The 20465-nt window shown below is 72.7% G+C and carries 18 protein-coding genes and 1 pseudogene; 4 read left to right on the top strand and 15 right to left on the bottom strand.

From position 1 onward, the window contains the following. The first annotated feature begins 53 nt into the window (after positions 1 to 53). Together NRO40_RS18755 and NRO40_RS18750 are read left to right on the top strand one after the other, a co-directional pair. Positions 54 to 764 carry a L,D-transpeptidase family protein gene (locus NRO40_RS18755; protein WP_058944077.1) on the top strand — a complete coding sequence of 237 codons (711 nt, stop codon included), beginning with the start codon at positions 54 to 56 and terminating at the stop codon, positions 762 to 764. Positions 765 to 849: 85 nt separating this feature from the next. Next, entirely contained in the window at positions 850 to 1827 is a 978-nt protein-coding gene (locus tag NRO40_RS18750) for a sigma-70 family RNA polymerase sigma factor (RefSeq protein WP_058944090.1), read from the top strand. Here NRO40_RS18750 and NRO40_RS18745 read toward each other — a convergent pair. The 10 genes from NRO40_RS18745 to NRO40_RS18700 form a co-directional block, all read right to left on the bottom strand. Continuing rightward, the gene (locus NRO40_RS18745) at positions 1760 to 2110 is read right to left on the bottom strand and encodes an STAS domain-containing protein (RefSeq protein ID WP_058944076.1); all 351 of its coding nucleotides are present in this window, start codon (positions 2108 to 2110) and stop codon (positions 1760 to 1762) included. The two genes, NRO40_RS18750 and NRO40_RS18745, sit on opposite strands and share 68 nt — an antisense overlap. Before the next feature lie 97 nt (positions 2111 to 2207). Then, positions 2208 to 2798, bottom strand: a complete 591-nt coding sequence (locus NRO40_RS18740; RefSeq protein ID WP_058944075.1) for a Uma2 family endonuclease — start codon at positions 2796 to 2798, stop codon at positions 2208 to 2210. A gap of 95 nt (positions 2799 to 2893) precedes the next feature. Continuing rightward, positions 2894 to 4171, bottom strand: a complete 1278-nt coding sequence (locus NRO40_RS18735; protein ID WP_058944074.1) for a thymidine phosphorylase — start codon at positions 4169 to 4171, stop codon at positions 2894 to 2896. Positions 4172 to 4274: 103 nt separating this feature from the next. After that, positions 4275 to 4679: a cytidine deaminase gene (locus NRO40_RS18730; protein ID WP_058944073.1), complete on the bottom strand. Its 405-nt coding sequence runs from the start codon at positions 4677 to 4679 to the stop codon at positions 4275 to 4277. Continuing rightward, positions 4676 to 5956 carry an ABC transporter permease gene (locus NRO40_RS18725; protein WP_058944072.1) on the bottom strand — a complete coding sequence of 427 codons (1281 nt, stop codon included), beginning with the start codon at positions 5954 to 5956 and terminating at the stop codon, positions 4676 to 4678. The genes NRO40_RS18730 and NRO40_RS18725 overlap by 4 nt, the downstream gene beginning before the upstream one ends. Then, the gene (locus tag NRO40_RS18720) at positions 5953 to 7062 is read right to left on the bottom strand and encodes an ABC transporter permease (RefSeq protein WP_058944071.1); all 1110 of its coding nucleotides are present in this window, start codon (positions 7060 to 7062) and stop codon (positions 5953 to 5955) included. The genes NRO40_RS18725 and NRO40_RS18720 overlap by 4 nt, the downstream gene beginning before the upstream one ends. Then, positions 7059 to 8765 carry an ABC transporter ATP-binding protein gene (locus tag NRO40_RS18715; RefSeq protein WP_232791192.1) on the bottom strand — a complete coding sequence of 569 codons (1707 nt, stop codon included), beginning with the start codon at positions 8763 to 8765 and terminating at the stop codon, positions 7059 to 7061. Before NRO40_RS18715 ends, NRO40_RS18720 begins: the two co-directional genes overlap by 4 nt. Positions 8766 to 8853: 88 nt before the next feature. Then, positions 8854 to 9903, bottom strand: coding sequence for a BMP family lipoprotein (locus NRO40_RS18710; protein ID WP_058944069.1), 1050 nt, complete (start codon positions 9901 to 9903; stop codon positions 8854 to 8856). Between the two features lie 737 nt (positions 9904 to 10640). After that, positions 10641 to 11864, bottom strand: a complete 1224-nt coding sequence (locus NRO40_RS18705; RefSeq protein WP_058944068.1) for an amidohydrolase — start codon at positions 11862 to 11864, stop codon at positions 10641 to 10643. Between the two features lie 192 nt (positions 11865 to 12056). Further along, positions 12057 to 13202 carry a P-loop NTPase family protein gene (locus NRO40_RS18700; protein ID WP_232791193.1) on the bottom strand — a complete coding sequence of 382 codons (1146 nt, stop codon included), beginning with the start codon at positions 13200 to 13202 and terminating at the stop codon, positions 12057 to 12059. 570 nt (positions 13203 to 13772) lie between these two features. Between NRO40_RS18700 and NRO40_RS18690 the strand changes: the two are divergent. Next, positions 13773 to 14396 (top strand): annotated as a pseudogene (locus NRO40_RS18690) (glycosyltransferase family 2 protein); the annotation flags it as partial. Between the two features lie 87 nt (positions 14397 to 14483). Here the strand turns inward: NRO40_RS18690 and NRO40_RS18685 are convergent. The 3 genes from NRO40_RS18685 to NRO40_RS30600 form a co-directional block, all read right to left on the bottom strand. Further along, positions 14484 to 15329, bottom strand: coding sequence for a MerR family transcriptional regulator (locus NRO40_RS18685; protein WP_058944067.1), 846 nt, complete (start codon positions 15327 to 15329; stop codon positions 14484 to 14486). Between the two features lie 85 nt (positions 15330 to 15414). After that, entirely contained in the window at positions 15415 to 16995 is a 1581-nt protein-coding gene (locus NRO40_RS18680) for an acyl-CoA mutase large subunit family protein (protein ID WP_058944066.1), read from the bottom strand. Positions 16996 to 17178: 183 nt separating this feature from the next. Then, positions 17179 to 17514, bottom strand: coding sequence for a hypothetical protein (locus NRO40_RS30600; RefSeq protein WP_306674878.1), 336 nt, complete (start codon positions 17512 to 17514; stop codon positions 17179 to 17181). On the opposite strand from NRO40_RS30600, the gene NRO40_RS18675 reads away from it, so the two are divergent. Further along, the gene (locus NRO40_RS18675) at positions 17504 to 18127 is read left to right on the top strand and encodes a L,D-transpeptidase family protein (RefSeq protein WP_306674877.1); all 624 of its coding nucleotides are present in this window, start codon (positions 17504 to 17506) and stop codon (positions 18125 to 18127) included. The genes NRO40_RS30600 and NRO40_RS18675 overlap by 11 nt on opposite strands. Positions 18128 to 18504: 377 nt before the next feature. On the opposite strand, the gene NRO40_RS18670 is transcribed toward NRO40_RS18675, so the two are convergent. Continuing rightward, positions 18505 to 19668 (bottom strand): hypothetical protein, encoded by a 1164-nt coding sequence (locus NRO40_RS18670; RefSeq protein WP_058944064.1) that lies wholly within the window; start codon positions 19666 to 19668, stop codon positions 18505 to 18507. Next, positions 19668 to 20345, bottom strand: a complete 678-nt coding sequence (locus NRO40_RS18665; protein ID WP_058944063.1) for an RNA polymerase sigma factor — start codon at positions 20343 to 20345, stop codon at positions 19668 to 19670. Before NRO40_RS18665 ends, NRO40_RS18670 begins: the two co-directional genes overlap by 1 nt. Positions 20346 to 20465: the final 120 nt, after the last annotated feature.

Raw genomic sequence — 20465 nt, 5'->3', positions numbered from 1 at the left:
GTCACGAGCGTCCTACGGGTACGACAACCTCATCGGAGGCAAGGGGAGTGGCTATGGGGGTCAAGGGCGGGGCATGGCGGCGGCGCACCGGAGTGGTGCTCGGCGCCACCGGGCTCGTCGTGCCGCTGGCACTGACCGTGGGCGCGGGTTCCGCGCACGCGGCCACGGCGTGCACGGCGGGGACGGGACCGTACCAGAAGCAGGTGGAGAAGTTCCTCGGCAGGACCGTGGACGGCAAGCAGTCCACGGGTGACTGCCAGGCGATCCGCTCGTTCCAGCAGACGCACGGCATCACGCCGAGCGCCGGTTACGCGGGGCCGCTGACCTGGCGGACCATGGACACGATGCTGCAGCAGCGGGCCGCGGGGAAGACGCCGAACAAGGCGGGCAAGTGCCCGGTCAACAAGGGCCGCATCGCCTGCGTCGACCTGACCAGGCAGCTCAGCTGGGTCCAGGACGGGTCGAAGCTCGTGTACGGGCCGGTGCCGGTCCGCACGGGCCGTGACGGCGCCGAGACGCGCACCGGCGCGAAGAAGGTCTACCAGCGCACGCTCAACCACTGGTCGACCCTCTACAAGGTGTGGATGCCGTACTCGCAGTTCTTCGACGGCGGGCAGGCGTTCCACTCGACGACCAAGTCGATGTGGAACCCGCCGGGTTCCGGGGGCTGCGTCAACATGCGGCCCAACGACGCGAAGGCATACTGGAACCTGCTGAAGAACGGCGACGACGTGTTCGTGTACGGGCGCAAGCCCGGCACGTGAACGCGCGATCCGGTCCGCGTTGTCAGTGCCCTCCGGTAACTTCCGGAGGGACGGCGGTGACAGCGGCGCGACAGGGGTGGACGCGATGGCGGACGTGGCGGCTCCGGAGGATCCGGAGACCCGGCTGGAGGAGTACCGGACGGAGCTGACCGGTTACTGCTACCGGATGCTCGGTTCGGCCTTCGAGGCGGAGGACGCCGTACAGGACACGATGGTCCGCGCGTGGCGGAGCATCGACCGGTTCGAGGGCCGCTCGTCGCTGCGCTCCTGGCTCTACCGCATCGCGACGAACGTCTGCCTGGACGCGCTCAACGCGGGCAACCGCCGCGCCCGCCCCATGGACCTGACGGCGGCCACGCCCGTCGCCCAGGCCCAGCTCACGGCCCGTCCCGAGGTCACCTGGCTGGAGCCGGTGCCCGACGGGCGGGTGCTCCCCCAGAGCGCCGACCCGGCGGAGGCGGCGCTCGCCCGCGAGTCCGTGCGCCTGGCGTTCGTTGCGGCGCTCCAGCACCTGCCGGCGAAGCAGCGGGCGGTGCTCATCCTGCGCGAGGTGCTCGCCTGGAAGGCGAGCGAGGTCGCGGAGCTCCTGGACACCTCGGTCGCCTCGGTGAACAGCGCGCTCCAGCGCGCGCGGGCCACCCTCGCCGCGTCCGACCCGGCGCGGACGGACGCGGCGGACCCGCTCGACGAGGAGCAGCGCGGCCTCCTCGACCGGTACGTGGCGGCCTTCGAGGCGTACGACATGGCGGCGCTGACGGCGCTGCTCCACGAGGACGCGACGCTCTCCATGCCGCCCTACGACCTGTGGCTGCGCGGCCACGACGACATCGTCGGCTGGATGCTCGGCGTCGGTGAGGTGTGCCGGGGCTCGCGCCTGGTGCCGGTGGTGGCCAACGGCACGCCGGCGTTCGCCCACTACCACCCGGACCCGGAGGGCGGGTTCAGTCCGTGGGCGCTCATGGTCATCGAGATCGTGGACGGGAAGGTCTCGGGGATCACGTCGTTCCTGGACGTGAAGCGCTGGTTCCCCCTCTTCGACCTGCCGGACCGGCTGGAGGGCTGAGAATCCCGGCCAGACCGACCAGTTCCAGCAGCAGCCGCAGGTCGGGCCCGGCGCCGCGCACGGCCATCCGGTGGCCGAGGCGCCGGGCGGTCAGGTGCAGCCGGGCCAGCGCGTCGACGGTGGCGAGGCCCGGCCGGCCCACCCCGCCGACCTCGCAGACGACCTCGCCGCCGGCGGCCGTGCCCTCGCGGAGCAGCGCGCTCAGCTCCTCGCAGAGGCGCGGGACGTCGGCCGGCTCGACGGGGCCGGCGACGTGGAAGACTTTCGGATCGGTGGCGTCCACACGGGGGGAGACCCGTGCGCGCCCCGGAACTCATCGGTACGCGGCACGGCGGGCCGCCGGCCCCCGGCAGGGCGGCCGGTACCAATGGTGGCAGCCGTCAGGCGCCGGGGAACTCGCCGGTGTCGAGGACGAGGTCGAAGGGGGCGGGGAGCCGCAGCTCCTCGCCGTACTTGACGGTGTCGAGCACGCGGTACATGCCGTTCCTCGGCTCTCCGTACAGGGTCGCGGTGGGGCGACCCGAGTGCCAGCTGTCGAGCAGCAGGTAGAGCGGCACGCCCGCCGTGGCGTAGCCGTGGAGCTTCTCGACACGGTCGTGGTTCGCGTTCGATCTCGACGTGATCTCGACGATCAGTTCGGCGACGGCGAGGGGGACATAGTGGCCGTGCTCCTTCAGGGCCGCCCGGGGCGCCACAAGCAGGTCGGGAATGAACATCCCCTGTCGCGAGGGGATGGCCACGGTCTGCGTTTGGTAGATTCCCCAATCCTCTGGGATCACCCCGTACAAACGGCGTTGGACCAAGTCGGCAGTGTCGTTGTGGCTGTTGGCAGGCCCAGGTGTCACGGTGACGACCCCTTCGATGATCTCCACCTTGCACCCCTCGGGCGCGTCCGTCGCCTCCCAGATACGGACGAGCTCGTCCCAGCCGTCGCCACAGGGGGGCTCCGGCTCGATGGCGAGTGCGCTCATGGCGGTCTCCTCAAATTCGGTGCGTCACCGATCCCAGCATGCCGAACGGGACCGACGGAGGTCCATCGGTCCCGTTAGGCCGTACGGGCGAGGGGTCAGGCGATGCGCTCCAGGACGACCGGGGTCGGCTCGTACGACGTGCCCGCCGGGGCGACGTCGTAGGTGCCGTCCAGGGACTTCAGGGCGTAGTCGAACTTCTCCGGGGTGTCCGTGTGCAGCGTCATCAGCGGCTGGCCCGCCGTGACCGTGTCGCCCGGTTTGGCGTGCAGTTCGACGCCCGCGCCGGCCTGCACGGGGTCCTCCTTGCGGGCGCGGCCCGCGCCGAGGCGCCAGGCGGCGACGCCGACACCGTACGCGTCGAGGCGGGTGAGCACGCCGGACGACGGGGCCGTGACGACGTGCTGCTCGCGGGCGACCGGGAGGGTGGCGTCCGGGTCGCCGCCCTGCGCGGCGATCATGCGGCGCCACACGTCCATGGCGGAGCCGTCGGCGAGGGCCTTCGCCGGGTCGGCGTCCTTGATGCCGGCCGCGTCGAGCATCTCGCGGGCGAGCGCGACGGTGAGCTCCACGACGTCGGCGGGGCCGCCGCCGGCGAGGACCTCGACGGACTCGCGGACCTCCAGGGCGTTGCCCGCGGTCAGGCCGAGCGGGGTCGACATGTCGGTGAGGAGGGCGACGGTCCTCACGCCGTGGTCGGTGCCCAGGCCCACCATGGTGGAGGCCAGCTCGCGGGCGTCCTCGATGGTCTTCATGAAGGCGCCGGAGCCGACCTTCACGTCGAGGACCAGCGAACCGGTGCCCTCGGCGATCTTCTTCGACATGATCGAGGAGGCGATCAGCGGGATCGCCTCGACCGTGCCGGTGACGTCGCGCAGCGCGTACAGCTTCTTGTCGGCCGGGGCCAGCCCGTCACCGGCCGCGCAGATCACGGCGCCGGTGGTGTCGAGGACGTGCAGCATCTCCTCGTTGGAGAGCAGCGCGCGCCAGCCGGGGATGGACTCCAGCTTGTCGAGGGTGCCGCCGGTGTGGCCGAGGCCGCGGCCCGACAGCTGCGGCACGGCGGCGCCGCACGCGGCGACGAGCGGGGCGAGCGGCAGGGTGATCTTGTCGCCGACGCCGCCGGTGGAGTGCTTGTCCGCCGTGGGGCGGGAGAGGGAGGAGAAGTCCATCCGCTCGCCGGAGGCGATCATCGCGGCGGTCCAGCGGGCGATCTCCGAGCGGTTCATGCCGTTGAGCAGGATCGCCATGGCGAGGGCGGACATCTGCTCGTCGGCGACCTCGCCGCGCGTGTACGCGTCGATGACCCAGTCGATCTGCTCGGGGGTCAGCTCGCCTCGGTCCCGCTTCGTGCGGATGACGGAAATCGCGTCCATGGGCTCAGTGTTCCTTCCAGCGGGGCGAAACGCGGTGTCTACGCGCATAGAGATGGTAAAGCGGCGCGGCCCTTCCACCCCGGGGGCGGAAGGGCCGCGTCGGTCAGGTGAGGTGCTTCGGGCCGAACGCCTGCGGCAGCATCTCGTCCAGCGTGCGGATCCCGTCGGGGGTGTCCACCAGCAGCTCGCCGCCGCCGAACTCGAAGAGGAGCTGCCGGCAGCGCCCGCAGGGCACGAGCGTCTCGCCGCGCCCGTCCACGCACGCGAAGTGCGTGAGCCGGCCGCCGCCCGTGACCTGGAGCTGGGAGACGAGCCCGCACTCGGCGCACAGGCCGATGCCGTACGAGGCGTTCTCGACGTTGCAGCCGGTGACCGTGCGGCCGTCGTCGACCACGGCGGCCGCCCCGACCGGGTAGCCCGAGTACGGCGCGTACGCGCGGGACATGGCGTCCCGGGCGGCGGCGCGCAGGGTCTCCCAGTCGAAGGACGACCGCCCGGCCGGGGTCACTTGCCCTGGCCCTTCTTGTACGGCATGCCGTTCGCCTTGGGCATCCTCAACCGCTGCGCCGACAACGCCAGTACCAGCAGGGTGGTGACGTAGGGCGCCGCGTCGACGAACTGGCTGGGCAGGATGTCGGTGGCGGAGTACCAGAGGAACAGCACGGCGGAGAAGACGGCGGAGACCACCGCGGCCGTGTACTTCTTCTTGTACAGGGTCCAGGCGCACGCGAAGACCAGCAGGATCGCCAGCAGGAGCAGCATCGCGTGGACGTTCTCGGCGCCGCCGCGCAGCTTGAGGCTGTCGGTGAAGCCGAAGAGGCCGGCGCCGAGGGCGAGGCCGCCGGGCATCCAGTTGCCGAAGATCATCGCGGCGAGGCCGATGTAACCGCGGCCGCCGGTCTGGCCCTCCTGGTAGATGCCGGTGGAGACGATCGCGAGGAAGGCGCCGCCGAGGCCGGCGAGGGCGCCGGAGACGAGGACCGCGATGTACTTGTACTTGTAGACGTTCACGCCCAGGGACTCGGCCGCGACCGGGTTCTCACCGCAGGAGCGCAGCCGCAGGCCGAAGCCGGTGCGCCACAGGACCCACCAGGTGCCGGGGACGAGGAGCAGGGCGACGACGGTGAGCACGGACAGGTTCGTGACCAGGCCGCCGAGCAGGCCCGCCAGGTCCGAGACGAAGAACCAGTGCTTCTCCTGGAGGTCGCCGAGCCAGTCCGACAACCCCGGGACGGTGATGCGGTCGATGCCCTCGACGCGCGGGGACTGCTTGGAGGAGCCGCCCGGGGCCTCGGCGAACGTGAAGTTCGACAGGTAGCGGGTGGCGCCGGTCGCCAGGATGGTGATGGCCACACCGGAGACGATGTGGTTGACGTTGAACGTGACGGTCATGATCGCGTGGATCAGGCCGCCCAGCGCGCCGCCGAGGATGCCGACGGCCACACCGGTCCACGGGCCCCACTGGTAACCGGCCCAGGCACCGAACCAGGTGCCGAGGATCATCATGCCCTCGAGGCCGATGTTGACCACGCCGGCCCGCTCGGCCCACAGGCCGCCGAGTCCGGCGAGGCCGATCGGCACGGCGAGCTGGAGGGCGCCGGACACCTGGCCCACGGAGGTCAGGTCGTCGGCGCCGCTGACCGCGCGGACCAGCGAGAACAGGAGCAGACCGCCCGCGACGAACAGCAGGATGACCGGCAGGGTCAGCTTGCGGCGCCCCCCGCCCTTGGCCGGCGCGGTGGCGCCCGCGGCGGTCACCGTGCTCGTGGATTCGATCTCGCTCATGCCGCCACGTCCTCCTTGTTCTTGCGGGCCTGGGCGGCAAGTTCCTCGCCGACCTTCTGCTGCTGCCGGCGGAGCCCGTACTGCCGGACGACCTCGTACGACACGACGACCGAGATCACGATGAGGCCCTGCATGATCGTGGCGATCTCCTTCTCGAAGTCCGCGTCGATCACCGATCCGGACGCCTTCTCCAGGAAGGAGATGAGCAGGGCGGCGAAGAAGATGCCGATCGGGCTGTTGCGCCCGAGCAGGGCGACGGTGATGCCCACGAAGCCGACGCCGGCGGGGAAGCTCAGGCTGTACGTGTGGGTCTGGCCGAGCAGCAGCGGCAGGCCGGTCAGACCGGCGACGCCGCCGGAGAGCAGCATCGCGGTGAGGACCATCTTCTTGGCGTCGACGCCGCTCGCCTGCGCGGCGGTCGAGCTGGCGCCCGTGGCGCGCAGGTCGAAGCCGAAGCGGGTGCGGTTGAGGACGAACCAGTAGACGACGCCGAGGGCGAACGCGACGAAGGTGAAGCCGTAGATGTTGCCGCCCTCGACGGCGAGGCCGGTCAGCCAGCCGGACTCGGCGATCACACCGGTGGTGAGGTCGTTCGAGCCGGGGGGCTGGACGCCGAGGTTGGCCGGCAGGATCATCCAGGCGATCAGGCTGGTCGCGATGGCGTTCAGCATGATCGTGGAGACGACCTCGCTGACCCCGCGGGTGGTCTTCAGGAAGCCGGCGATGCCGGCCCAGAAGGCGCCGACGAGCACGGCGACGAGCACGATCAGCAGCAGGTGCAGCGGCCCGGGCAGCTCGACGGAGGCACCGACGACGGCGGCGAGCATCGCCGCGAGGCGGTACTGGCCGTCGACGCCGATGTTGAACAGGTTCATCCGGAAGCCGATGGCGACGGCCAGGGCTGCCAGGTAGTACGTGCCGGTCTGGTTGATGATGAGGACCTGGACGTCCGGGAACTCCGCGGTCTCCATCATCAGGACGTACGGCTGGATCGGGTCGCGGCCCGAGGCCAGCAGCACGATCGAGGTCAGGACGAAGGCCACGGCCAGGGCGAGCGCCGGGCCCGCCAGACCCAGCAGCACCTTGTCCTTGTCGAACTTCTTCATCGGCCCTCACCGTCCGCGTCGTGGTTGTGCTCGAGGTGACCGGTGGCGGCGCCCGTCATGGCAGAGCCCAGCTCCTCGGGGGTGATCGTGGCGGGGTCGGCGTCCGCGACCAGGCGGCCGCGGTACATCACCCGCAGGGTGTCGGAGAGCCCGATCAGCTCGTCCAGGTCGGCGGAGATCAGCAGTACCGCGAGGCCCTCCCGCCGGGCCTCCCGGATCTGGTCCCAGATCTGCGCCTGCGCGCCCACGTCCACACCGCGGGTGGGGTGGGCGGCGATCAGCAGCTTCGGCTGGTGGCTCATCTCGCGGCCGACGATCAGCTTCTGCTGGTTGCCGCCGGACAGGGAGGCCGCGGTGACCTCGATGCCGGGGGTGCGCACGTCGTACTCGCGCACGATCCGCTCGGTGTCCTGGCGCGCGGCCTTCAGGTCGAGGACGCCGCGCTTGCTGTTGGGGGCCTCGGTGACGTGACCGAGGATGCGGTTCTCCCACAGCGGGGACTCCAGCAGCAGGCCGTGGCGGTGCCGGTCCTCGGGGATGTAGCCGATGCCGCCCTCCCGGCGCCTGCGCGTCGGGGCGTGGGAGATGTCTGCGCCGTCGAGGGTGATGACGCCGCCGTCGGGGTCGCGCATGCCCATGAGGGCTTCGATCAGCTCGGTCTGGCCGTTGCCCTCCACGCCAGCGATGCCCATGACCTCGCCCTTGTGGATGGTGAACCCGATCCCGCCGAGGACCTCGCGGACGACGCCGTCGGGGTCGGTCTGGGCGAGCCGCAGGTTTTCGACCGTGAGCATCGGGACGTCGGTGACCGTGGACTCGCGGGTCTCCGGGGAGGGCAGCTCGGCGCCGACCATCAGCTCGGCGAGCTGCTTGGTGGTGGTCGTCCTCGGGTCGGCGGTGCCGACGGTCGTACCGCGCCGGATGACGGTGATGTCGTCGGCGACGGACAGCACCTCGCCCAGCTTGTGGGAGATGAAGATGACGGTGAGGCCCTCGGCCTTGAGCTCCCGCAGGTTGTCGAAGAGCGCCTCGACCTCCTGGGGCACGAGCACGGCGGTCGGCTCGTCCAGGATGAGCGTGCGGGCGCCGCGGTAGAGGACCTTGAGGATCTCCACGCGCTGGCGGTCGGCGACGCCGAGGTGCTCGACGAGCACGTCCGGGCGGATGTTCAGCCCGTACGCGTCGGAGATCTCCTTGATCTTGTCGCGGGCCTTGGCGCCGATGCCGTACAGCTTCTCGCCGCCGAGGACGACGTTCTCCAGGACGGTGAGGTTGTCCGCCAGCATGAAGTGCTGGTGGACCATGCCGATGCCGGTGGCGATGGCGTCGGCCGGGCTGCTGAAGGTGACGTCTCGGCCGTCGATGGTGATCGTGCCCTCGTCCGGCTTCTGCATGCCGTAGAGGATCTTCATGAGGGTCGACTTGCCGGCGCCGTTCTCACCGCAGAGGGCGTGGACCGTGCCCTTGCGGACGGTGAGGTGGATGTCGTGGTTGGCGACGACACCGGGGAAGCGCTTGGTGATGCCGCGCAGTTCGACGGCGGGGGGGCTGGACGCGTTGATGACGCACTCTCCTTGGCGAGAAAGGAGCGAAGAAGCGGGGGACGGGCGGGCACGCTGGGCACGGTGGGGGCTCGGTGTGGCCGAAGTTATCGCGCCGGAGAGTTTTCTACGCGCGTAGCGATCCCTAATGCCAAAACCCATGGCCAGGACGTGACCCGGGGTCCGGAGAACGGTGTGGTGCACCGTCCTCCGGACCCCCGGGTCGGGGCCCCGGCCCCGTGGCTGCGGGTTACGGAGCGGTCTTGACCTTGATCTTGCCGGCGGTGATGCCGGCCTTGGCCTGGTCCACCGCGGTCATGACGTCGGTCATCTTGGTGAAGGCCGGGTTGGAGCGGGCCAGGCCCACGCCGTCCTTGTCCAGGCCGTAGCGGATCTCACCGCTCTGCGGCTTGCCGTCCTTGACGGACTTGATCAGGTTGTAGACCGAGCCGGAGACGTCCTTGGTCACCGAGGTGAGGATGTACTCCTTGTACGCGGCGAGGCCGGACTGGTTGTACTGGTCCGAGTCGACGCCGATGGCCCACTTCTTCGCCTTCGCCGCGGCCTCGATGGAGCCGGAGCCGGCGAGGCCGGCGGCGGCGTAGACCACGTCGGCGCCCGCGTCGATCTGGCCCTGCGCGGCGGCCTTGCCCAGGTCGGGCTTGGAGAAGCCACCGAAGTCCGGCGGCTGCGTCAGGTACTGGACCTTGACGTTGACGTTCTTGTTGGTGTCCTTGACGCCCTGGACGAAGCCCGCCTCGAACTTCTTGATGAGCGGGGTCTCGACGCCGCCGATGAAGCCGACGGTGTTGGACTTGGTCACCTTGGCGGCGGCGACGCCGGCCAGGTAGGAGCCCTGCTCCTCGTTGAAGACCAGGTTGGCGATGTTCTTGCCGGTCTTCGACGTGTCGTCGATGAGGCCGAACGTGGTGTTCGGGAACTTCGGCGCGACCTCGGCGATGGCGGGCGCGTACGCGAAGCCCACGCCGATCACCGGGTTGTTGCCGGCGCGGGCGAGGGAGGTGAGGCGCTGGACCTTGTCCGGGTCGCCCTCGCCCTCGCTGGGCTCGGCCTCCGTGCCCTTGACGCCGAAGTCCTTCTCGGCCTTGGCGAGACCGGCGTAGGCGGCGTCGTTGAACGACTGGTCGCCGCGACCACCGATGTCGTACGCGATGGCGGCCGTGCCGCCCTTCGAGTCGGCACCGGCGTCCGACTTCTTGTCTCCACCACAGGCGGTGACACTGAGGGCGAGGGCCGCGGACGCGATACCCGCGGTGGCGATCCTGGTGATCCGGCGCAAGGGGGGCTCCTTCGACCTACCGAAGCGCCTCTTCCGGCGCTGGTTTCGCGGGCGATCGTAACGCGCGTAGATGTCTAATAAAGCCCTGTACGGAAGCCGTTATCGATTCGTCGCGTACAGGCTGCCCGCAGGCCGCCTCCCGGCCGCCCGCACCGAGTAAGAGGCTGCCTCAGCGTGTCGACCCGTGCACGCGGGGTCCGCCCGGAACACCCGGGAGGGGGCGGCGGTGCGGCCGGATGGCGGAGGGGGCCCGGTACGCGGGCGCGCCGGGTTGGCGGGGGTGGTCTTTCGGCCACGGCCGGGGAGTTCGGGGACTCTCGGGTGGGGAGTTCGGGGGTGCGGGGACGGCGGCGGTCGAGGGGCTCGGGGGGGGCGGGCCGCCGGGGCGCGGGGCGTTCCGGGGGCGGCGTTCGGAGGGGCGGGCCGCCGGCGCCGCGTTCGGAGGGCGGACCGTCGGGGCGGGGAGTACCGCTCTCGGGCAGCCGGGCCGGGGGCGATCGAGGGGGCCGGGGCGCGGGCCGATCGAGGGGCGGGCCGCCGAGGCAGGGAGTACCGCTCTCCGGGCGGCCGGGCCGCGTGGGGAGGGAAGCGGCGGGGCGGGGGGTGACGCTGCGGGGACGCGCGGAGTCGGTGCGGGTGGTGCACGGTCGGTGCGCGTGCACCGGGGCCCCACGCGAGGGACCCGGCGCGGGTGGGGGCCCGGCCCCCCGTCGGGCGGGGGCCGGGGGTGGGAGGTGTCAGGCGGCGCCCGCGTCGATCAGGGCCGCGGCGGTGAACAGCTCCACACCGACCTTGATCGCGGCCTCGTCGACGTCGAAGTCGCCGCGGTGCAGGTCATGGCGGGCCGGGTCGCCGGGGCGCCGGACGCCGAGGCGGGCCATCGCGCCGGGGACGTGCTCCAGGTACCAGGAGAAGTCCTCGCCGCCGAGGGACTGCTCGGTGTCCTCCACGGAGTACGGGCCGCAGCGGCGCTCCATGGCCTCGCGCAGGAGCTCGGCGATGACCGGGTCGTTCACCACGGGCGGCACCCCGCGTACGTAGTTGATCTGGGACTTGGCGCCGTGCAGGGTCGCGACCTCGTCGATCGCGGCGTACACCTGGTCCGGGGCGCCGCGCCACGCCTCCAGGTCGAGGCAGCGGACCGTGCCGCCCAGCTCGGCGTGCTGGGGGATGACGTTCGGCGCGTGGCCGGCCTCGATGCGGCCCCAGGTCAGGACCAGGCCGGAACGGGCGTCCACGCGGCGGGCGAGCAGCGCGGGGACGTCCGTCGCGACCCGGGCCACGGCGGTGACCATGTCCGTCGTCAGGTGCGGGCGGGCGGTGTGGCCGCCGGGGCCGTCGAGGGTGACCTCCAGGCGGTCGCACGCCGAGGTGATGGGGCCGACGCGCAGGCCGATCCGGCCGGCGTCGACGCGCGGGTCGCAGTGGACCGCGATGATCCGGCCGACGCCGTCCAGGACGCCCGCCTCGACGGCCTCCACGGCTCCGCCGGGCAGGACCTCCTCGGCGGGCTGGAAGAGGAGGCGGACCGGGCGCGGCAGCAGGCCCTGGCGGTGCAGGTCGGCGAGGACGAGGCCGGCGCCCAGCACCGTGGTGGTGTGGACGTCGTGGCCGCAGGCGTGCGCGCGGTCGGGGACGGTGGAGCGGTAGGCGCAGTCCACCTTGGTGTCCGGGATGGGCAGGGCGTCGATGTCCGCGCGGATCGCGAGCATGGCGCGGTGCCCGTCCCACGTGCCGATGTCGCAGGTGAGCCCGGTGCCGCTGGGCAGGACCCGGGGGCGGAGGCCGGCGGCCTCCAGCCGGGCCTTGAGCGCCGCGGTGGTGCGAAACTCCTGGTTGCCCAGCTCCGGGTGCATGTGCAAATCCCGGCGGAAAGCGATCAGCTCGGTACGGAGTGACTCCGGCAGCGTACCGAGGAGGGGCGTTTCGCCGGGAACGTCGGCTTCGGGATCGCGGGACATCAACTTGTTCACCCATCAAAGGGTAGGCGTCTTTACCCCTCAACTGACGTGTGATCTACAAAACTTCAGCCCGATAGGGGAAAGAAACCACGCTGACCGGGCTTGAGTCGGGTTCGAAGTGGGTAAGCTCACGCGATTTGGGGGTTGTCTTGGGCTTTTCGGGTACCCTGACTCTCCGCCGTTAACACTCGTTCACGCTCCGGTGAGCGTCAGCCCGTGCGCGGTGCGCGCCGTCTCGGCCACCGCGGCCAGGAAACCGCGCGCCCGGGGCGGGGCGCTCGCGCGCAGCCACTCCGGGGCCACGTCGCACACCGTGATCGTCACACCGCTGCCCGCGAGGGCCGTCGGGAGGGTGTGCACGACGGTCGAGGGGAAGCTCACCACCGTACGCCCGATCGGGCCGCGCCGCGCGGTCATCTCCAGTGGCAGCTCGGAGCGGACCACCTCCAGGCCGGTCGCGGTGGCGATGCGGTGCAGCTTGGTGACGTCCTCCCGGTGGTGGGCGAAGTAGCGGGTGACGCCGTGCGCCGCGGCCAGGGCGGCGACGGCGTCCACGTACCGGTCGGGGTCGACCACGCCGGTCTCCACGAGCGACGTGCCGACCAGGTCGGCACCGCCGGTGATCCGGGGCGGGCCGTAGCGGGCCCGGGTCCAGGCGAAGGCGTTGCGGCTGACCTCGGCGCCGTCGGGCGCCTCGACCGGCAGGGCGCTGAAGATCTCCAGGGCGCGCCGGCGGCCGGGCGACAGCCGGCGCCGGGCGAGCGCGCCGACCGGGGCGAGGGCCAGCTCGCGCGGGGAGCGGACGCCGCCGCGGTGCCAGCGCGCCAGCCGCTCGCCGCTGACCAGCTGGGCCGCGTACTCCATGGTGGCCGTGCCGTCGTCGACGATGGTGACGCGGCGCGGCCGGAAGAGGCCCAGCAGCAGCTGCACGTAGCGGGAGAAGGGGTCGCCGACGAGGACCCGGTCCGCGTGGCGCAGCAGCGGCGCGAGCTCCCGCAGGGTGCGGGGCAGGCCGCCGCGGTGCCCGCGGGCCTCCTGCCAGCGGACGGTGGCGTCCTCGTCCCGGGCGATCCCCGCCATGCGGCGGAGCTGGCCGCGGGACATGGGGTCGGTCGGTGGGAGGACGACGACGGTGAGCCGGCCGGGGCCGCCGCCCCGCGCGCACGCCCACTCCAGGGCGTTCAGGACCTGGACGGGACTCTCGACGAGGGCGACGTTCCGGCGGCTTGCGTGGCTCGGGCGGCTTTGGGGGCTCGGGGGGCTTTGAGGGCTCGGGCGGCTCTGGGGGCTTGGCGGCCCTGTGGGGTGCACGCGGTTTACGGGATCTGTGGAATGCATGGGCTTCCTGTGTTTCCTGTGCTTCTTGGGGCTCGTGCGGGGGCCGGGAGCCTGCGGAGCTTCCTCCTGGGCGCGAGCTCGGACTCGTACACCCGTTTCACACCGTCGGCGAGGGCGTCTCGATGGTGCGGATGTCCCGGACGAGACGGGTGAGGCCCTGCGGTTCGACGGAGGAGGCCTGACCCCCGCATCGCGCTGTCGAGGGTGGTGTGCCGCTCTCGACGAAGACCGCGCCGAGGGTGAGGGCGGGCCAGGGTGGCGACCGTGCGGCCGGTGGCCCGCAGGAACTCGGCGCCGGTGACCTCGCGGGGCGTGTCCTGCCCGGCCTCGGCGAGCTGCCGGGCGGTCGGGGTGGCGCGACCGCGCAGCACGTACCCGGTGACGGGGGACCCGGAATCCGCGACGACCGCGATCCGGTGCGTGGGGGAAGGCACGTCGAGGACGTTAGGAATCCCTTCCGGTGCGCGGCCCAACGCGACCGCAACAAAGGGTGAACAGCGCCGGGCGGCCGTCCGGTCAACCACCCCGCCGCCGAGCGTTCACCACGCCTCTTCTTCCCGGTGGTGAGGAATGCCGGGTGCGGCGCCTCGTCTCCGGGCCATGGCCGTCGTCGTGCCCTTCTGCAGCGTGCAGCGGTACGCGCCCGACGCTCTCCGAAGCCTCCGAAACCTCCGGACCGATGCCGGGAGGACTGCGCGTTCCTCCCCGTGGACGGCTGCTCCACCGACGGCACGCCGGAGGTCCTGCGGCGTGCCGTGCGGGAGGTGCCCGGCGCGGTGCCGCTGCGGCACGAACCCGACGCCGGCCTGGCGACCGCCCGCAGCACCGGGCTGGACGCGGCGCGCGGCGCGTACCTCGCCTTCCTGGACGGCGACGGCTGGCCGGCGCCGGGGCGCCTCGCCCGGGCGCCGGCCGCCGTCGAACGGTCGGGGTGCGACTTCGTGCGCACGGACCACGTCCGGTGCACCGGCCGGGAGCGCGTGCTGCGGCGCGTCCCGGCGGGCCGGCGCGGCGAGGTCCTGCGGGCCCCGCGACGCCATCCTGCCCGCCGACCGATCGACGTCGGTGGACTGTCCGTACGCCTGGGCGGGGACGCACCACCGGCGGCTGTACGGAAGGGGGATCCTGCGCCGCACGGACGGGGTGCGCACGGCCGAGGACCGCCCGTGGATCCGGCGGTTGCGCCGCGAGGCGGCCGGCCGGGGCCGGCGGACCGGGCGGGACCGGCACGGACTGCCCGCCCGTCCCGGCCCCCGACCACCCCGCGGCCCGGCGGCCCGCCTACTCGACCGGCGCGGCCTGCTCGACCGGCTCGACCGGTTCCTGGAGCTCCGTCACCCAGTCCGCCGGGTCCTCCGACCACTCCAGGTACAGCTCGCGGGAGTACCCCACCGAGCGGTAGCCGTTGGCGTCGACCCAGGTCGCCAGGGTCTGGATGGTGGGCAGCAGTTCCTCCATCGCCCCCCGGTGGACGACCGTCGCCGCCCGCTCGAGCCCGGGCAGGTCGACGATCCGGACGCCCGGTACGTCGACGACCCCCGCGGGAACGGTCATCCCCGCGTGGACGACGATCGAGCCGTCGCCCTCCGGGGCGTCCTCGTAGTAGGCGATGCCCGGGCCGGAGGCGGTGACCCCGGCGGCTTCCAGCCGGGCGCACAGCTCCTGGTACAGAGGGGTGATGACCGGGCCGATCTCGCCCGGTCCGAACCCCGCGGCGACTCCGGTCAGCTCGGCCAGCCGGGCTGCCGGCACGCTCTTCACGACGACGTCCTGCGTGGACATGTGTCCCTCGCTCTCGATGGCTCGGAGCCTCGCCGCGACCCGCGCCAGCCGCGCGGCCGCCTCGCTGACGGCCGACTCCAGCTCGGCCTGCCGCAGCCGCAGCATCCCGCGCAGTTCCTCGGGCCCGACCTCCTCGTCGAGGATCGACCGCACCTGGTCGAGGGTGAACCCGAGGTCCTTGAGCGCGATGACGCGGTTGAGCCGGGCGAGCTGACCGGCCCCGTAGAAGCGGTAGCCGCTGTGCGGGTCGACACGGGCGGGGCGCAGCAGTCCGACGGCGTCGTAGTGGCGCAGCATCCGGACCGACACCCGGCCGTGCCTGGCGAAGTCTCCGATGGTGAACATGACGCCTCCTACGACACGGCCTCACACGGTGTCAGGGTCAAGGCCGGATCGAGCGCGCCGGATCACCGGAGGGGGCGAGGGGTGCTCAGAACGCGTCCGTCGGGACGTACGTGCCCCACACCTCGCGCAGCGCGTTGCAGACCTCGCCGACCGTGGCCCGGGCCTTCAGTGCGTCCTTCATCGGGTACAGGACGTTGTCGCTGCCCTCCGCGGCCTTCTTCAGCTCCGCGAGGGCCGCGTCGACCGCCGCCTGGTCCCGCTCGGCCCGCAGCCTGGCGAGGCGCTCGGCCTGCTGGGCCTCGATGGCCGGGTCGACGCGCAGGGGCTCGTACGGCTCCTCCGTGTCGAGGGTGTAGCGGTTGACGCCGACGACGACGCGCTCGCCGCTGTCGGTCTCCTGCGCGATGCGGTAGGCGGAGCGCTCGATCTCGTTCTTCTGGAAGCCGCGTTCGATGGCGCTGACGGCGCCGCCGAGCTCCTCGACCTTCGTCATGAGTTCGAGGGCGGCGGCCTCCACGTCGTCCGTCATCTTCTCGACCACGTAGGACCCGGCGAACGGGTCGACGGTGGCGGTGACGTCCGTCTCGTACGCCAGGACCTGCTGGGTGCGCAGGGCCAGGCGGGCGCTCTTGTCGGTGGGGAGCGCGATGGCCTCGTCGAAGGAGTTGGTGTGCAGCGACTGCGTGCCGCCGAGGACCGCGGCGAGGCCCTGCACGGCGACGCGGACGAGGTTGACCTCGGGCTGCTGGGCGGTGAGCTGGACGCCCGCGGTCTGGGTGTGGAAGCGCAGCATCCACGACTTGGGGTTCTTCGCGCCGAACTCCTCGCGCATGACGCGGGCCCAGATGCGGCGGGCCGCGCGGAACTTGGCGACCTCCTCCAGGATCGTCGTGCGGGCGACGAAGAAGAAGGAGAGGCGGGGCGCGAAGTCGTCGACGTCCATGCCCGCGGCCACGGCCGTGCGGACGTACTCGATGCCGTCGGCGAGGGTGAAGGCGATCTCCTGCGCGGGCGAGGCACCGGCCTCCGCCATGTGGTAGCCGGAGATCGAGATGGTGTTCCACTTCGGGATCTCGGCCTTGCAGTACTTGAAGATGTCGGCGATGAGCCGGAGGGACGGCTTCGGCGGGAAGATGTACGTGCCGCGGGCGATGTACTCCTTCAGCACGTCGTTCTGGATGGTGCCGGTCAGCTTGTCGGCGCTGACGCCCTGCTCCTCCGCGACGAGTTGGTAGAGCAGGAGCAGCAGCGCGGCGGGCGCGTTGATCGTCATCGAGGTGGAGACCTTGTCCAGCGGGATCCCGCCGAACAGGACGCGCATGTCGTCGACGGAGTCGATCGCCACGCCGACCTTGCCGACCTCGCCGTGCGCGATGGCGGCGTCCGAGTCGTGGCCCATCTGGGTGGGCAGGTCGAAGGCGACGGACAGGCCCATGGTGCCGTTGGCGATCAGCTGCTTGTAGCGGGCGTTGGACTCGACGGCGGTGCCGAAGCCGGCGTACTGCCGCATGGTCCAGGGGCGGCCCGTGTACATCGTCGGGTAGACGCCCCGCGTGAAGGGGTACGAGCCCGGCTCGCCCAGCTTCTCGCCGGGCTCCCAGCCGGACAGCGCGTCCGGCCCGTACACCGGCTCGATGGGCAGTCCCGACTCCGACTCGCGCGCCATGTGCTGTGCCTTCCGATAGACCTACTCGCAGGTACCGACCCTCGCGACGGACTGTAGCGGCGGGCGTGCGGCCGGTGGAGGGCCGCACGCTGGGACCTTGCTCACAGCATTCCCCGGGGCCTTCGTCACAGCATCGTCACACCACTCCGGTGGGGGGCAACCGCCGCCGGGTGCCGACGATCCCTACGTACACACGAACCAGACCCGGGGGGCCACCATGTACCGACGTTCGACCGCGATAGGCAGAGGGCTGCTGGCCGCCGTGGCGGTGGCGCTGGCCGCGGGCTGCACCGCCCAGGCGGCGGGGCCGGCCGGGTCGTCGGCCGCTCCGGCGACCGGGTCGCCGGCCCCCGCCGCGTCGGCGCCGGGCACGGCCTCGCCGTCGGCGGAGTCCTCGGGGGCGCCGTCCTCCTCGCCGACCGGGTCGGCCTCGCCGTCCGGGTCCTCCGGGCCCGCCTCGCCGTCCGCGTCGGGCAGTGACGGGCCGTCCACGTCCGCCTCACCGGCCGTGCTGGCCAAGGGCACCGAGAACGAGCAGGTCCGCGAGGCGCAGGCGCGGCTGCGCCAGCTCGGCCACTTCCACCGCAGCCCCACGGCCTTCTACGGCGCCATGACCGCCGAGGCCGTCTCCGCCTTCCAGGGGACGAAGGGCCTCACGGCGACCGGCGAGGTGGACGCGGCGACCTGGCGAGCGCTGGTCGCGGCGACGCGGAAGCCGACCGGCGACGAGCTGCGGCCGTCCACCACCAACGAGGTGGACACGCCGGACCAGCGCTGCATGACGGGTCGGGTGCTCTGCATCAGCAAGGAGAGCAGGACCCTCGCCTGGATGGTCGACGGGAAGGTCGTCTCGGCGATGGACGTCCGCTTCGGCGCGGTGAACACGCCCACGCGGGAGGGCACCTTCAAGGTGGACCGCAAGGAGGTCGAGTGGAAGTCGACGCTCTACCACTCCGACATGCCGTACTCGATGTTCTTCAGCGGCGGGCAGGCGGTGCACTACTCCGCCGACTTCGCGGCGCGCGGCTACGACGGCGGCTCGCACGGCTGCGTCAACGTCCGGGACAAGGATCGGCTCGCGACGGTGTTCTCGCAGGTGAAGGTGGGGGACAAGGTCGTCGTCCACTGGTGACCCGCCGGTGTCCGCAGGGCCGTCGGGCGGCGGGACCGTCCGGCGGCGGGCTGCCGGGGGGCGTGTGCGCCGGGGGGCCGTGTGGGCCGGGTACCGGTGGACCGGGCGGCGGGGGCCGCGAGGACGGGCGGCCGGGTTCCCGGAGCTCCCGGGCCCGGCGCGGGGGCCGGGCGGTGGAGATGGGCGCGGGCGGGACCGGGGGAACGTGTCCCGCCCGCGCCATGTGCGCTGAGCCGTAGGTACGGGGGGAACCCCGGCTCGTGCGCCGCCGATGACCAGTCGGCTCACTCATTACTGCGTCACCGGCTCGAAAAGTGTCACACCTTGGCCGCACTGCTGTGAAAGCGCAGGTCAGAGGGGTGAATGGGGCGCGAGGGTCAGAGGGTGGCGCGGGGCGCGGAGGTCAGGGGAACGGTCCACGAGACCGCCGAGGCGGAACCGCCCGCGCCCCCCGACGACTTCCCGCCCGACGCCTTGCCCCCGGACGGCTGACCACCGGAAGCCTGGCCACCGGACGCCTTGCCGCCCGAGGTGGTGCCGACGGACGTCCTCCCGCCCGACGACGTGCCGCCCGACGACGTGCCGCCCGAGGTCGTACCGCCGGACGCGCCACCGCCCGGCTTGCCGCCGGCGGTACCGCCGCTGCCACCGCCGCCGCCGTCGGACTCCGGGTCGCCGGTGGCGCCGGTGGCGCCGATGGAGGTGCCGCCGGAGACGCGCCCGGACAGGACCTGGTCGCAGAAGCGCTCGATCCCGCCGTCGGCCTTCGCCGACAGCTCCAGCTGCTGCCGCCGCGCCGTGTCGAGGTGGCCGTCGCGGTAGTCGCGGCACGCCTGCGTGGTGCGGTCGGGCCAGGCGCCGCCCGGGGCGCGCTTGTCGCCACCGGCCCAGTACTCGTCGTCGGCGTGCCCGCGGTCGGCGCCATCGTTGTCAGCGGTCCCGTCGGAGCCGGCCGTCGCGTCCGGGCCGCCGGTGGCGGGGAGCGACGCGCCGGGGGGCGTCGGGCCGTCCGGGTGCGGCGGCGTCACCGGGCGGGTCGACCCGCGCGGGGTGGCCACGCCGTCCGGCGCGTCGAGCTCCATGGGCGCGGACGCCGAGGCGGCCGGCACGGGGGCGGCGTCCCGGCCGAAGTCGGGCAGGACGCCCGTGCCGGCGGCGACGGCGACGCCGCCGACGGCCAGTCCGGCGACGGAGGCGGCCAGGCCCCAGCGGGCGGGGCGGGTCCAGGCGCGGGCCCGGCCGGCGGGACGGGGGGAGCCCCCGATGCGCACGGCGCCCAGGTCTCTGCCCGCGCCCGGCGCCCGGCCGTCGACGCGCGTCGACCTGGCCGCGCGGAACGCCGTGAGCGCCGCCTCCTCGCCGGGCAGCGCGCCCGCGGGGCCGGTACGGGTGCGCGCCGCGTCGGCCCGGGCCGACTCCAGCGCCTCCGCGAGGCGTTCGGCCTGCAACCGTGTGTAGTCGTCGTCGGCGTCGACCGGCTCACCACGCAGCAGTCGCTCCGCCGCCTCGTGGTCGAGCCACTCATACCGCTCGTCGGCCATCACATGTCCTTCTGCGTCCGCGAGCGCGAATGCGTCACTGCACGGCGCACGGCAGCGGCCCGTGCGCCGGTCCTCGTCCGGGGGCCCGGCTGCGGCGGTACGGCGCTCAGCGCGACGCCGGTCGGGTCGGCGGCCCCCAGCAGCTCGGCCAACCGCTTCAGCCCCCGGTGGGCGGCGGTGCGGACCGCGCCGGGGCGCTTGCCCAGGGCCTCGGCCGCGCTCTTGGCGTCGAGGCCGACGACGACCCGGAGGATCACGGCCTCGGCCTGGTCCTGCGGGAGCTGGGCGATCAGGTCCATGGTGTGGCCGGTGGCGAGCGCCTCCATGGCCTCGACGGCCGTGTCGGCGTCGGCGGGCTTGTCCGTCAGCTCCGTCTCGTCGCCGCCCTGCGCGGGGCGGCGGCCGCGCATGCGCAGGTGGTCGAGGGCGCGGTTGCGGGCGATGCGCGCCGCCCATCCGCGGAAGCGGTCGGCGTCCCCGCTGAAACGGTCGAGGTCGCGGGCGATCTGGAGCCAGGACTCGGAGGCCACGTCCTCGGCGTCCACCTCGCCGACGAGCGTGCGTATGTACCCGAGCAGCCGCGGGTGCACGGCGCGGTACACAGTACGGAAGGCGTCCTCGTCCCCGTCCTGCGCCGCGAGCACTGCGGCGGTCAGCTCCGCGTCGTCCCCCAGCACTCCACAACCCGTTCGTCTCGCGGCCGGCAAAGCCGGGCCGCTCCGCCCAGCGCGCAGGAGCACGCTACGTGCTCCTGCCGTATCTCGTCCATGTTTGTACAACATGCAACGGCATACGCC

This window comes from Streptomyces changanensis (assembly GCF_024600715.1).
GTDB classification, from domain to species: Bacteria; Actinomycetota; Actinomycetes; order Streptomycetales; family Streptomycetaceae; genus Streptomyces; species Streptomyces changanensis.
This window is presented reverse-complemented; position numbering and strand designations above follow the sequence as displayed.